Raw genomic sequence first — 12,518 nt, forward strand, 5'->3', positions numbered from 1 at the left:
TCTGCACCGGAACAGTGCGCAGTCTTGTGGTTAGCACTTATTTCATAAGTGTACTATTCAGTGATATAATGGTTTGACTCAATCAGGAGAAACACCATGAAAACCTTGATCACCGCACTCGCCCTTGCTATAGCAGGCATCGCCTCCGCACAAACCGCCACGCCCGCGCCGGACGCCAGGCAGCCCCAGGCCAGCAGCGGCCGCACCCGCGCCGAAGTCATCGCCGAAGTGATCGAAGCGCGCAAGAACGGCACGCTGATCGAAACCGAAGCGGACATGGACGTGGCCCAGACGCGCAAGCAGGCTGCAAAGTAAGTCCGCCGTGCCCGCGCCGATGAGCACCCCGCGCTCCCTCCCCCTGCTCGCCACGGCCCTGCCGATGGCCTTGCTGCTGGCCGCCTGCGCCGGTATGGGCAACGTGGCACCGCCCCAGGCCCGCAAGGTGAACCCGCTGGAGCTGAACGCCGGTGCCGCCATCCGGGCCGCAGCAGCCGAAGGCGAGGCAGCGCGGATGGCATGGCCGAAGCAAGCGTGGTGGCGCGACCTGAACGACCCGCAGCTGGACCGCCTGCTGGCACGTGCGCTGGAGGGCAATCCCAGCCTGAAGGCCAGCCAGGCGCGCGTGCGCCAGGCGCAAGCCCTGGCTGGCGCTGCGGAAGCGGCCACCCTGCCGCGCGTGGACGGCAGCGCCGTGACAGACCGCGAACGGTATTCCGCGCACAGCACCGTGCCCGCGCCGCTGGCCGGCAATTACGCTACCAAAACCACTATCAACATCACTGCGTCTTATGACCTGGACCTGTGGGGCCGCAACCGCGATGTCCTGGCAGCCGCGCTGCACGATGCGCAGATGGCCGCCGCCGAAGCGCGGATGGTGAAGCTGGCGCTGCAAACAGCCGTGGTGCACAGCTACATCCAGCTGGCCAGCGCCTGGGCCATGCAGGACGCGGTGGCCGCCAGCCTGCAGCAGCGCCAGCAGATCCTGGACCTGACCCGGCGCCGCCGCGACGCCGGCCTGGCCAGCGGCATCGACGTGGCCACCATCGAGACAACGCTGCCGGCCGGGCGGCGCGAGCGGGAACAGGCGGCAGAATCCGTCGCCCTGCTGCGCAACCAGCTGGCGGCCCTGATCGGCCAGGGACCGGGCGAGGGCGACGCCATCGCCCGGCCAGTGCCGGTATTAGGCAGCGCCGCCGTGCTGCCCAGCGCCCTGCCCGCCGAACTGGTGGCGCGCCGGCCGGACCTGGCGGCGCAGCGCTGGCGGGTGGAAGCGGCGGCACGGCGCATCGGCGCGGCGCGCGCCGACTTCTACCCCAATATCAACCTGGTCGCGTTCGCGGGCTTCCAGGCGCTGGGCTTCAGCCGCCTGCTGGACGCGCACTCGGCCACGCGCGGCGTGGCGCCCGCCGCCAGCCTGCCGATATTCGAGGGCGGCCGGCTGCGCAGCCAGCTGGGCAGCCAGAACGCGCTGTACGACATCGCCGTGGAACAGTACAACGCCACGCTGGTGCAAGCGCTGGCCGACGTGGCCAACGCCGTCACGCAGGCACGCTCGGCGGAGCAGCAGCGGCAACTGGCCGAACAGGCGCTGGCCTCGGCCAGCAAGGCGTGCGCCCTGGCCGACCGCGCCTTCCGCGCCGGCATGACCGATGCGCTCAGCGTGTTGCAGGCGCGCCTCACCCTGCTGGAGGAGCAGCGCCAGCTGGTGCAGGTGCAAACCCGGCGCCTGGAGAGCTACGCGGCACTGATGGCGGCACTGGGAGGGGGACGGGAAGAGGAGTGAAACAAGATTTCCCTTGATACAACGATAGTACAATCAAGACTTTCGTAAGGGAGAGGAGAGCGCAATGAGCAGTTTCGACGCTACAAACAAGCGCCTTAAGAACATCCACGCGCGCATGCCGGAGTTTCCGGAGGAGATGATGCGCCTGATGCGGCTGACGTACCACGTGCAGAAGCGCATGAAGGACTTGTCCAACGCGGCGCTGCGCAAGTATGACCTGGTGGACGCCAGCTACATGGTGCTTGCGGTGCTGTACGGCTCGGACGACGAGACATCCACCGCCTCTACACTGGGTGAAGCCTGCATGGAAAAGCCGGCCAACCTGACGCGCGTGTGCAACGACCTGGAGACGCAGGGCCTGATCACGCGCGGCAACCGCCCTGGCGACCGCCGCTGCGTGATGATTTCGCTGACCGACAGCGGCCGCGCGCTGATCGAACAGGTGATGCCCGAAGTCTGGGCCCGCACCACCCGCGCGTATGACGGCTACAGCGCCGAAGACCGCAAGCTACTGGAGCAGCTGTTCAAGCGACAGCTGGAAAACTTGGAAAACGTCAGTTGACCCTGACCTGAACTATGACCCCGGACCCAGCCCCCTACAAACTGACACACACCAAGGCGCGGCTGGCCGGGCTGTCCCGGATGGCTCACCTGGCCGGCATGGCCGGGAGCTGGGCCGGCAGCGGGGGCGAACGCTGGCTATTCGTCGCCAAGGCGCTGCTGGCGGCCTTCAGCGCGCTGTGGCTGGCCTTCCGGCTCGGCCTCGATTCGCCCACCACGGCGATGACCACCACCTTTATCCTGGCCCTGCCCAGCAGCGGCATGGTGCTGGAAAAAGCTTTCTACCGCCTGCTGGGCACCGTGATTGGCTGCGCCAGCGCCCTGCTGCTGGTGGCGGCTTTCCCGCAACAGGCGCCGCTGACGTTCATCGGCCTGGCGCTGTGGATCGCAGCCTGCACCTGCGGTGCGGCCATGTACCGCAACCAGCAATCCTACAGCTTCGTCCTGGCCGGCTACACCGCCGCCATGATCGCCATTCCCGCGCTGGACCACCCTGCGGCCGTATTCGCGCTGGCCGTCACGCGCGTGGTGGAGGTGAGCCTGGGCGTGATCTGCGCCACCGTCGTGCACGATGCGCTGCTGCCGCGCCACCAGAGTGCGCAGGTGATGCGCACCGTGCAGGCGCGCTACCTGCACTTCCTGGACTTTTGCCGCGGCGCGCTGGAGCACAAGACGGCGCCCGCCGAAACCGAGCTGGCCCACCTGCGCTTCGCCGCCGACATCGCCGCGCTGGAATCCGGCCGCGCCGCCGCCTTCTTCGAAGCGGCGCATGCGCGCGCCCACACGCGCCAGCTGCACGCCTTCAATACCGCCTTCATGGCTGCGCTCACTACCTTCTATACCCTGCACCGCCTCACGCACCGCCTGCGCCAGGACGCCGCCTCGCCGGTCCCCATGCTGATCGAACCGCTGCTGGCCCGGCTGGCGCAAGCCTTGACGCAAGCCCTGGCGCAGCCCTTGGCATATACGCCGGCACACGGCGAAGCCCTGCAAGGCGCCGCGCCGGACGACTTGCAAAGCGCCCTGGCCGCCGATATCGCCACTGCGCGCGCGTCCGTGCACGACGGCAGCAGCGCCTCACCGCACCGCGTAGACGTCGAAACGGCCATCGAGCTGCTGGAACGCTTTGCGCGCCAGCTCGGCGAATTCGCCGCCGTCTACCACGGCCTGGCGCAGCGCAAGCGCATGCAGATCAATGAACCGCGGGCCTACACGCCGAAGACGCCGCCCGCCATCGTGCTGGCCAGCGGCTTCCGCGCCGCCACGGCGCTGCTGACGGTGGCCGCTGTGTGGTACTGGATGGCCTGGCCCTACGCCGTCAACGCGGTGCTGATGACCGCGATCTTCTGCGCGCTGGCCTCGTCCTCTCCGCGGCCCACCGCCATGATCAAGCAGGTCATGACGGGCTTCCTGATCGCCTGGCCGCTGTCTTTCATCACCGAGTTTTTCCTCGTCATGCCGTCCGGCGGCTACCCCATGCTGGTGCTGGCCGCCGCGCCGCTGTTTGCCGGCGGCGCCTGGCTGATCAGCGATCCCAGGCGCGCCGGCGTGGGCATAGGCATCTGCCTGTTCAGCGCGCAGGTGATTGCGCCAGCCAACCTGGCGCACTACGACGTAGCGGCTTTCCTCAATACTACGCTGGCCATGCCGCTGGGCGTGGCGCTGGCCTGGGCCATCTTTGCCGTGGTACTGCCCGGGCACACCATGGGCCACAAGGACCACGTAGCGGCCGCGCTGTGGCGGGAAGCACTGGCGACCTGCACCGCGCCCCTGCACTGGCCGCTGGCCAGGCTGACCAAGCTGCCGCTGGCAAGCGTGGCCCCGGTGCCGCTGGCGAAATTGCCGCTGCCATGGCGCTGCGGAACGCCGCGCGTCGCCGCCGTGCGCCACCGCTTCGACAACCGCGTGCGCGACCTGCTCAGCCAGCTCAACGCAGCCGCCGGCCCCACGCCGAGCGAGGCCGAGCGCGCCGTGGTGCGGCAGGGACTGACCTTGCTGGAGCTGGGCCACTCGGTGCTGGAACTGCGCGCGCTGATCGACGATGCCGGCCACGCTGCCGACCCGCTGGCCCGCAGCGCGCTGCGGGACTGCGTGTCCGCATTGGCGGCCTACTTCAGGGCACCCACGCAGCAGCGCTGCGCCACCGCAGTCGCCGCCGTGCTGCGCGCCGGCGCCACCGTACGCGCCGCGCTGCCTGCCGCCCAGCCGGAACCGAGCCCACTGCCCGCCGCCGCGCTTCAGGGCGCCGCGCCAGCCGCGCCCCGGCCAGCCGCCTCCGGTCCAGCCGCGTCCAGCCGCGCGGCCCGGCTGCGCACGGCGCTGACCGACCTGCATTCCATCCACACCTGCCTGCTGGACCAGCTGCCACAGTCCAGCACCGGAGCCCCCCATGCCTCGTGAACTCGCCGTCTTCGGCATCCTGATCCCCACCCTGCTGCTCCTGTTCCTGGCCAGCCTGCTGCTGCAAGCCGCGCTGGACCGGGTGCTCGGCCACGCCGGCCTGTACCGCCGCGTGTGGCACCCGGCGCTAGCGCGCCTGTGCCTGCTCGCCTGCATCTTCAGCGCGCTCACGCTGGCCTTCTATTCCTGACTACCCAAGCAACCATGACCGCCAAGATCTTCCGCTTCCTTTTTACCGCCCTGCTGCTGTGCGGCGCCCTCTGGCTGGCCAAGTCGGCCTGGGACCGCTACATGGAGTCGGCCTGGACGCGCGACGGCCGCATCAAGGCCGACGTCGTGAACATCAGCGCCGACGTGGCCGGCACCGTCACCAGCGTACTGGTGAAGGACAACCAGCTGGTGCAGCAGGGCGACGTGCTGTTTGTGATCGACAAATCGCGCTACGGCGCCGCGCTGGCGCAGTCCGACGCGCTGCTGGCAGCCCAGCAGGTGGAGCGCGGCCGCCGCAGCAAGGAGGCCCAGCGCCGCGCCGCGCTGGACGACGCCGTCATCTCGGCCGAGAACCGCGAAAGCGCCGGCTTCGCCGCCGACAGCGCCGGTGCCCAACTGCGCGCCGCGCAGGCCGCGCGCTCACTGGCGCAGCTGAACCTGGAGCGCACCGTGGTGCGCGCACCGGTGTCCGGCTACGTGACCAACCTGAACGTGCACGCCGGCGACTTCGCCGCCGTGGGCGCCGCCAAGCTGGCCATCATCGACAGCGCGTCGTACTACGCGGTGGGCTATTTCGAGGAAACCAAGCTGCCGCTGCTGCAAGGCGGCGCGCCGGTGGAACTGAGCCTGATGGGCGGCGGCGCCGTACTGCACGGCCACGTCGACAGCATCGCGCGCGGCATCACCGACCGCGACGCGGGCACCGGCCGCGAACTGCTGGCCGACGTCAACCCCACTTTCAACTGGGTGCGCCTGGCGCAGCGCGTGCCGGTGCGCATCCTGCTGGATGCCGTTCCCACGGATCTCATGCTGGTGGCGGGTACCACCTGCACGGTCCGCGTGGACGGCGGGTTACGCGCCGCGGCGCTAACCCGCCCTACGCTACCACACGGGTCGTAGGGCGGGTTAGCGGGGCCCGCCGTGCCCCGGACGTAAAAAAACCCGCCGTGGCGGGTTGGTCGTCAAGGCTTGGTGTGCGTGAGCGCGTAGCCCACGTGCTCCCACCAATGGTCGCGGGTGCGCACCGTTTTCATGCACTGCATGTCGGTTTCGCCCTTGAACATGCGGTCCTCGCACTTCTTGCCGGCGTAGGCGTTGCGCTGGTTCTCCGCGTTGGCCAGCGCGATCATCAGCCATACCGAAAAGGCGAGCACCACCAGCAGCAAGCTCCATGCAACATGGTTGATGTGGCTGCGCCAGAACAGCTTGTTCTCATCCGGCGCGGACTCGCGGTACATCGCCATCACTTCTTTTTCGGTATCGCTCATTGTTCCCGTCTTTATTTCTTGGCGGCCTTGGCCACCAGGTAATCCATCACTTCCAGCGTCGCCTGCTGGGACGCCAGCTCCGACTGGCCCGGACGGCCTGCCTGCGAAGGCGACGTGACGAAGCGGCCATCGATCACGATGGTCGGTGCGCTCTCCACCTTGTAAGCGTTGACCACCTGGGCCGCACGCTTCATTTTAGTCTGCACGGCGAAGGAATTAAAGTATTCCAGGTACTTCGCCTTGTCCATGCCGTTCTTGACCAGGAAATCGGTCATGGCGTCATCCTTGTTGAGGCGGTTGCGCTCCACGTGGATGGCGCGGAAGATCTTGTTGTGGAACTCGTCCAGCTTGCCCATCGCTTCCAGCGTCAGGTAGGCGTGCGCCTGCGCGTCGTTCGGGCCGCCGGCCGGGAAGTGCACGCGGCGGAAGGCGATCTTGTCGCCCTGCTTCTTCACCCAGTCGTGCAGCGCGGGCTCGAACGCGTTGCAATGCGGGCAGGAATACATGAAGAATTCAATCACTTCCACTTTTTTGCCGGTGTCGGTGCGCACCGGCGAAGCCAGCGTCGTGAAGTCCACGCCTTCCTTCGGTTCAGCGGCGGAAGCGCCGGCTGCGGTGAACGACAGGGCGGCGGCGGCAATGATCAGGCGCAGAAATCGCATAGTGGTCCTTCTAGAGTAAGAGTGGCAAACGCCGCGAGATTACCATTTTTTTGCCCACGCCATCAGGCCGGAAGGTAAAAATCCCCGGCTGGCGGGGATTTTAAGCTTCACTTAATTATGCTTTGTGCAAGCACGCTTCAGAACTCGTAGCGCGCGGACAGCTTCAGCTGGCGCCCGTCCGAGGTGTAAATGCCGCCTTTGCACTGGAACGCCATGCCGTAGTAATTCTTGTCCGTCAGGTTCAGGCCGGACAGCGCCACTTCCCAGGCGCCGAACTTGCGCGCGTAGCGGGCGTCCAGCGTGGTGTAGGACGGGATGCGCGCGGCGCAGCTGTTGTCAAAGTCGGAACCGAAACGCTGGCTATCCACCCACTGCGCGCCGATGTCGGCACTCTGGCCGTCGGCCGGGGTCCAGGACAGGCGCGCGCTCAGCACGTTCTTCGGCACCAGCACCATTTCGCGGCCGGCGATGGCACCTTCCGTGAAGGTGGCTTTCACGCGCTGGTAATGGCCGCTCAGGGTCCAGTCGCGCGCCAGCTCGGTGCTCGCATCCAGCTCGAAGCCCTGGCGCTTGGTCGGTGCCAGGTTGGTGTTGGCGCCGAAGCCGAACGCGCCGGCGGTCGGATCGTAGAAGATCTCGTTGCGCAGCTCGTGGCGGAACACGCGCGCCGACAGCTTGGCGCTGCCGTCGGAGTAGCTGGTGCCCAGCTCCAGGTCGTGCGAGGTCTGCGGCTGCAGCACGGCGTTAGGCACCGGGGTGTAGCCATTCTCGTCGGCGTTGGCAACGCGGTAGCTGTGGCCGATCTTGGCGTGCAGCGTGGCCTTCGGCGACAGCGCATAGCTGCCCTGCACGTCCCAGGCGTTCAAGGCCTGGGTCACGTCGTAATTGGCACTTGCCCATGGCGCGGGATCGGTGTTGGCCTTGTCGAACAGTTCACGGCGCACGCCGGCGGCCAGGCGGAAAGCGTCCCACTTGACTTCGTCGCGCAGGTACAGCGCTTTCGATTTCTGCGTCGCCTTGGCCGGCGAGGAACCCTTCTGGTCGCGGGTCCAGTCGATGAAATCGATGCCGGCCACCGCTTCGTTCAGCACGCCGCCGAACTGGCCCAGCTTGCGCACGCGCGGCGAGAACTGGGTCTGCTTGCTTTCGTAGTCCAGCACGGACGAGCCGGTGCCGTAGAAGTAAGCCGCTTCCAGCTCCTTGCGGCGGTGCGACAGCTCCGCTGCCAGGTCGTAGCCCGCCACCTTGGCTTCGATGAAGGCGGTGAAACGGTCGCTGTCGAGCGAGCCGAAGTCATGCTTGGTGCTGGCCTGGCGCGGGTTGGTGTCGAACTGGCCCTGGGTCAGCGAGCCGGCGAAGCGCGAATCCTGGCGCGTGCCGGACAGGCGCACGCCGGCGCGGCCGTCCGGGAAAGCTACTTGCGCGCCGGCGTTCACGCTGCGCGATTTGAAGGCATTGTTGTCGCGGTAGTTGTCGGTATCGAGCGCGCCGCCGGACAGGTCGAAGGCCCAGCTGTCCGTGCTGTGCATCATGGATGCGCGGCCTTCGCGCAGGCCGAACTGGCCCACTTCGCCGAACACGCTGCCGTGGGTGCCGGCACTGCGCGCGCCGGGGCGCTTGGTGATGATCTGGATCACGCCGCCGGTGGCGCCGTCGCCGAACAGCACGCTGCTGCCGCCGCGCGTGATCTCGATGCGCTCAACCGAATCGACCGGGATGGTGGACAGGATGGCCGAGCTCAGCTCGTTCTCGGACAGGCGCACGCCGTCCAGCATGACGACCATGTTCTGGCTGCTGTTGGTGCCGAAGCCGCGCAGGTCCAGCGCAAAGTCGGGACTGCCGTCCAGGCTCTGGTGGCCCAGCACGCCGCCGATCTTGCGGATAGCCTGGTTCACGTCGCTCGCGCCCGAGCGGCGGATCTCGGCCGCGCTGATGACGGTGGCGCCGATGGGCAGCAGCGAGGGGTCGCTGTCGAAGCGGGCGCCGGTGACGACGACGGGGGCCAGCGCCTGGGCCGGGGTTTGTGCGAAGGCAGGGGCGGCTGCGCCGAAGCACAGGGCAAGGGCAAGCGCCAGCGGTGCCGGCGAGCGGCGGGAGTTCGAGTGGTTCATTGTGTTCTTTACGCGTAGTGAGCATCCGCCTGCGTCCCCGCAGGCCGGATTCAACGGAAGGCTGGACGCGCTTCCACCTGGATTGGCCGGTATCCGGGCTGGCAAGACGGGACGGGATCACCTTCCGGCGCAGGGCAAGCCTGCACAGTGGTTGTCGATCCAGCCTGCCGCGCAAACAAAAGCTGACAACTAACAGCTGACAACTAACAGCTGACAGCTGACAGCTGACAGCTGACAGCGCGGCGCTTGCGTACCGTTGCGGGGGCAGCACACCTTGGCCGCCGCGCTGCCGGTGAGCGCTGGCTGCCTTGTGTTTCCCGTTTAACTGCGTCCATGGACATGGGCGCGGGCACCAAAACGCGGCCATTATACTCCTCGGCACAAACTTGATAATGTTGGTAATTAATTACGGGCTTGGTTTATAGTGGCGTGCATGAACGCACATCCCTACCGCAAACTGGCAACCGCCCTGTGCGCCGCAGCCGCCGCCACCCTGGCCGCGCTGGCCCTGGCACAAGTCCAGGTCATCGCCATCCCCGAGCCCTACACGGACACCGGCATCCCCTTCGCCCCGGCGCAAGCGGCCGCCGTGGCCACGCCCAGCGCGCCGGACGCCTGGGGCGAACCGCGCACCGGCAGCGAGCCCACCCTGTCGGACCGCGTGGTGGACTACAAGATCGAGGCCACGCTGGACCCGGTCAAGCACACGGTGGACGGCAAGCAGCAGCTCACCTGGCGCAACCGCAGCGCGCACCCAGTGCGCACGGTCTACCTGCACCTCTACCTGAATGCCTTCGAACACGCCGGCACCACCTTCTTCACCGAGCACCGCGCCATGGGCGGCAAGGGCCTGTTCAGCGCCGATCCCAAGGACGGCGAATGGGGCCACATCGACCTGCGCAGCGTAACGCAGGGCGGCGCCAGGGTGGAGCAGTCCTTCGTGCAGCCGGACGGCGGCCCGGCCGGCGACCGCACCGTGCTGCGCCTGGACCTGCCGCAGCCGGTGCCGGCCGGCGCCAGCACCACGCTCGCCATCGACTTCCACAGCCAGCTGCCACGGCTGCTCTCGCGCAGCGGCTACTTCGGCAGCTTCCACCTGGTGGCGCAATGGTTCCCCAAGATCGGCGTGCTGGAACTGGCGGGCGAGCGCGGCGCCACCAAGCCACGCTGGAACGTGCATGAATACCACGCCGAGTCCGAGTTCTACGCGGACTTCGGTAGCTACGATGTCAAGCTCACCGTCCCCAAGGGATATACCGTGGGCGCCACCGGCGAACTGCAAGGCGCGCCTGTGGAAAAGGACGGCATGCTCACGCACCACTACGTGCAGGGCGACGTGCACGATTTCGCCTGGACCGCCGACAGCCGCTACGCGCCGCCGCTTACCGGCAGCTGGAGCGGCGCCGGCAGCCCGCCCGTCAGCATCAAGGTGCTGTACGCGCCGGAGTTCGCGGCCAGCGCCGCGCCGTCCCTGAAGGCCGCGCAGGACGCGCTCACCTACTACTCGCAAACGCTGGGGCCCTACCCCTACAAGACCCTGACCGTGGTGCTGCCGCCGCATAACGCCGGGGCGGCGGCAGGCATGGAGTACCCCACCTTCTACACGGCGGACAGCTTCACCAAGGTGCCGAAAGGCTCGATGGAGGAATTCGACCTCGACCTGGTCAACATCCACGAATTCGGCCATGGCTACTTCTACGGCATCCTCGCTTCCAACGAATTCGAAGAGCCGCTGCTGGACGAAGGCCTGAACGAATACTGGAACATGCGCATGGCGCGCGAGCGCGGCCAGCAGGTCCATCCGGCGCCGTGGTGGTTGCGCGCGATCGGCGTTTCGCCGGGCTTTGACGGCTTCCACTATGAGCTGGGCGGCGCGGTGCGCGAAAACCCGGCCGACCCGGCCGGCCAGAACGCGTATTCACGTCTGCAGGGCGTCGGCCCGGCCTACAACCGCAGCGCCATCATCTTCCACGACCTGGAAGCGCAACTGGGCAAGGAAGCCACCGAACAGGCATTCAAGGAATACTACAAGCGCTGGCGCTTCCGCCATCCCAGCATTGCCGACCTGCGCGAAACGCTGGCCCAGGCCAGCGGCCAGCGCGCGCTGGTGGAGCGCGTGTTCGCGCAGCAGATCTACAGCACCGGCAAAGTGGACGACCGCGTGCAGTCCATCGACAGCGAGGAAGTGCTGCCGCAGCCGGGCAGCCGCATCGTCAACGGCAAGCGCGTCACGCTCACGCAAGAACAGGTGGACAGGCAGATCGAAGCGGCGCGCGCAAAATCCGCCGCGCCCTACCCCTTCCGCACCGAAGTAGTGGTGCGCCGGCGCGGCGAGGCCGTGCCGCAGACGCTGCGGGTGCGCTTCGCCGACGGCAGCAGCGAAACCGTCAAGTGGGACCCGCAAAACGGCGAGCGCTGGGAGCGTTTCGTCTGGCAGAAACCCGTCAAGGCCGTATCGGCCGAACTGGACCCGGAGCGCAAGCACCTGCTCGACACCAACAAACTCGACGACAGCCGCACCGTGGAAGCCGACGGCACCGCCTCGCGCCGCTGGACCTTCGACCTGGCCGCGCTCGCGCAAGCCATCCTGACCCTGATTGCAACGATATGACATTGACCGACACCTGTTTGCGCGCCACGCGCGCCGCCCTGCAATGGCGGCTGCTGGCGCTGTGGACCATCGCCCTGCTGCTGCCCACGCTCGCGCTGGCGCTGCCGTTCTGGAGCCACTTCAGCGCCGCCTTCGACCACTCGGTGCATGCGGCCGAGCTGGCGCAGCGGCTGGACCTGTCCAACATCGCCGACCTCATGGCCGAACAGGGACGCAATCCGCTGGCCCTGAAACTGGGCGCAGGCACGGCGCTGCTGGTCACGCTGCTGCTCTCCCCGCTGCTGACCGGCGCGGTGGCCACCGCCGCGCGCTTCGGCGGCACGCCCGTGCTGCGCGAGCTGCTGGCAGGCGCCGTGGCCGAATACCCGCGCATGCTGCGCATGCTGCTGTGGGCCGCGGTGCCGCTGGGCGCCGCGCTCGGCCTCGGCAGCGCCGCGCAGCACCTGGCGGGCAGCGGCGCCGACACCGCCATCACGCCCGCCGACGGCCAGTACCTGCGCGGCACGGCCGATGCCATCGCCGCACTGCTGCTGGCACTGGCGCTGGCCACGCTGGACGCGGGCCGCGCCGTATTGGCGGCCGACCGCCGGCGCCGCTCGGCCGTCGTGGCCTGGTGGCACGGCCTGCGCCTGCTGGCGCGCCACCCCGGCGCCATGCTGGGCAGCTATGCCGCCATCAGCCTCATCGGGTTGGCGGCAGCGGCCGCGCTGGGCCTGGCGCGCGTGCACCTGCCCCACGTCGGCGTGGTGGGCTTCGCGTTCGCCCTGCTGCTGACGCAGACGATCGCCGTGCTGCTGGCCTGGATGCGCAGCGCGCGGCTGTTTGCGCTCATCGGGATTATTAACAAATCCTGAACGATCCATCCATAAAAACACGATTGATGAACAAGGCCGGCAAGCCTATAGTCAGTGC

At 67.9% G+C, this 12,518-nt stretch carries 11 protein-coding genes and 1 riboswitch; of the genes, 8 read left to right on the forward strand and 3 right to left on the reverse strand.

Translation table 11 applies throughout. The features are described from left to right. Positions 1-96: 96 nt before the first annotated feature. The 6 genes from ASC94_RS25775 to ASC94_RS25800 all read left to right on the forward strand — a co-directional run bounded on the left by ASC94_RS25775 (position 97) and on the right by ASC94_RS25800 (position 5,854). The gene (locus ASC94_RS25775) at positions 97-315 is read left to right on the forward strand and encodes a DUF4148 domain-containing protein (RefSeq protein ID WP_056402889.1); all 219 of its coding nucleotides are present in this window, start codon (positions 97-99) and stop codon (positions 313-315) included. A 19-nt stretch (positions 316-334) separates the two neighbouring features. Continuing rightward, complete coding sequence (locus ASC94_RS25780) at positions 335-1,783, forward strand: efflux transporter outer membrane subunit (protein ID WP_056402893.1); 1,449 nt, start codon at positions 335-337, stop codon at positions 1,781-1,783. Positions 1,784-1,847: 64 nt separating this feature from the next. Then, positions 1,848-2,345, forward strand: coding sequence for a MarR family winged helix-turn-helix transcriptional regulator (locus tag ASC94_RS25785; protein WP_056402896.1), 498 nt, complete (start codon positions 1,848-1,850; stop codon positions 2,343-2,345). A gap of 14 nt (positions 2,346-2,359) precedes the next feature. Further along, positions 2,360-4,744: an FUSC family protein gene (locus ASC94_RS25790; RefSeq protein ID WP_229417412.1), complete on the forward strand. Its 2,385-nt coding sequence runs from the start codon at positions 2,360-2,362 to the stop codon at positions 4,742-4,744. Further along, positions 4,734-4,934 carry a DUF1656 domain-containing protein gene (locus ASC94_RS25795; RefSeq protein ID WP_056402899.1) on the forward strand — a complete coding sequence of 67 codons (201 nt, stop codon included), beginning with the start codon at positions 4,734-4,736 and terminating at the stop codon, positions 4,932-4,934. The genes ASC94_RS25790 and ASC94_RS25795 overlap by 11 nt, the downstream gene beginning before the upstream one ends. A gap of 14 nt (positions 4,935-4,948) precedes the next feature. After that, positions 4,949-5,854, forward strand: coding sequence for an efflux RND transporter periplasmic adaptor subunit (locus ASC94_RS25800; RefSeq protein ID WP_056402902.1), 906 nt, complete (start codon positions 4,949-4,951; stop codon positions 5,852-5,854). 62 nt (positions 5,855-5,916) lie between these two features. On the opposite strand, the gene ASC94_RS25805 is transcribed toward ASC94_RS25800, so the two are convergent. From ASC94_RS25805 to ASC94_RS25815, 3 genes are all read right to left on the reverse strand, one after another. Further along, positions 5,917-6,222 (reverse strand): hypothetical protein, encoded by a 306-nt coding sequence (locus ASC94_RS25805; protein WP_082616848.1) that lies wholly within the window; start codon positions 6,220-6,222, stop codon positions 5,917-5,919. Between the two features lie 11 nt (positions 6,223-6,233). Then, positions 6,234-6,884, reverse strand: a complete 651-nt coding sequence (locus ASC94_RS25810; RefSeq protein WP_056402905.1) for a thiol:disulfide interchange protein DsbA/DsbL — start codon at positions 6,882-6,884, stop codon at positions 6,234-6,236. 137 nt (positions 6,885-7,021) lie between these two features. Continuing rightward, on the reverse strand, positions 7,022-8,995 hold the full coding sequence (locus tag ASC94_RS25815) for a TonB-dependent receptor (protein ID WP_056402908.1): 1,974 nt from the start codon (positions 8,993-8,995) through the stop codon (positions 7,022-7,024). A 66-nt stretch (positions 8,996-9,061) separates the two neighbouring features. Continuing rightward, a riboswitch (cobalamin riboswitch) is annotated at positions 9,062-9,367 on the reverse strand. Between the two features lie 61 nt (positions 9,368-9,428). Here ASC94_RS25815 and ASC94_RS25820 point away from each other — a divergent pair. Together ASC94_RS25820 and ASC94_RS25825 are read left to right on the forward strand one after the other, a co-directional pair. Next, positions 9,429-11,606, forward strand: coding sequence for a M1 family metallopeptidase (locus ASC94_RS25820; protein WP_056402911.1), 2,178 nt, complete (start codon positions 9,429-9,431; stop codon positions 11,604-11,606). Then, the gene (locus ASC94_RS25825) at positions 11,603-12,460 is read left to right on the forward strand and encodes a hypothetical protein (RefSeq protein ID WP_157201594.1); all 858 of its coding nucleotides are present in this window, start codon (positions 11,603-11,605) and stop codon (positions 12,458-12,460) included. The genes ASC94_RS25820 and ASC94_RS25825 overlap by 4 nt, the downstream gene beginning before the upstream one ends. The last annotated feature ends 58 nt before the right edge of the window (positions 12,461-12,518 follow it).

Origin of the sequence: Massilia sp. Root418, assembly GCF_001425265.1 — a bacterium.
Lineage (GTDB): Bacteria > Pseudomonadota > Gammaproteobacteria > Burkholderiales > Burkholderiaceae_D > Rugamonas.

Excerpts from the sequence above, each read along its gene's own strand:
- ASC94_RS25775 (WP_056402889.1), top strand. The coding sequence starts at position 97 with ATGAAAACCTTGATCACCGCACTCGCCCTTGCTATAGCAGGCATCGCC.
- ASC94_RS25780 (WP_056402893.1), top strand. The coding sequence starts at position 335 with ATGAGCACCCCGCGCTCCCTCCCCCTGCTCGCCACGGCCCTGCCGATG.
- ASC94_RS25785 (WP_056402896.1), top strand. The coding sequence starts at position 1,848 with ATGAGCAGTTTCGACGCTACAAACAAGCGCCTTAAGAACATCCACGCG.
- ASC94_RS25790 (WP_229417412.1), top strand. The coding sequence starts at position 2,360 with ATGACCCCGGACCCAGCCCCCTACAAACTGACACACACCAAGGCGCGG.
- ASC94_RS25795 (WP_056402899.1), top strand. The coding sequence starts at position 4,734 with ATGCCTCGTGAACTCGCCGTCTTCGGCATCCTGATCCCCACCCTGCTG.
- ASC94_RS25800 (WP_056402902.1), top strand. The coding sequence starts at position 4,949 with ATGACCGCCAAGATCTTCCGCTTCCTTTTTACCGCCCTGCTGCTGTGC.
- ASC94_RS25805 (WP_082616848.1), bottom strand. The coding sequence starts at position 6,222 with ATGAGCGATACCGAAAAAGAAGTGATGGCGATGTACCGCGAGTCCGCG.
- ASC94_RS25810 (WP_056402905.1), bottom strand. The coding sequence starts at position 6,884 with ATGCGATTTCTGCGCCTGATCATTGCCGCCGCCGCCCTGTCGTTCACC.
- ASC94_RS25815 (WP_056402908.1), bottom strand. The coding sequence starts at position 8,995 with ATGAACCACTCGAACTCCCGCCGCTCGCCGGCACCGCTGGCGCTTGCC.
- ASC94_RS25820 (WP_056402911.1), top strand. The coding sequence starts at position 9,429 with ATGAACGCACATCCCTACCGCAAACTGGCAACCGCCCTGTGCGCCGCA.
- ASC94_RS25825 (WP_157201594.1), top strand. The coding sequence starts at position 11,603 with ATGACATTGACCGACACCTGTTTGCGCGCCACGCGCGCCGCCCTGCAA.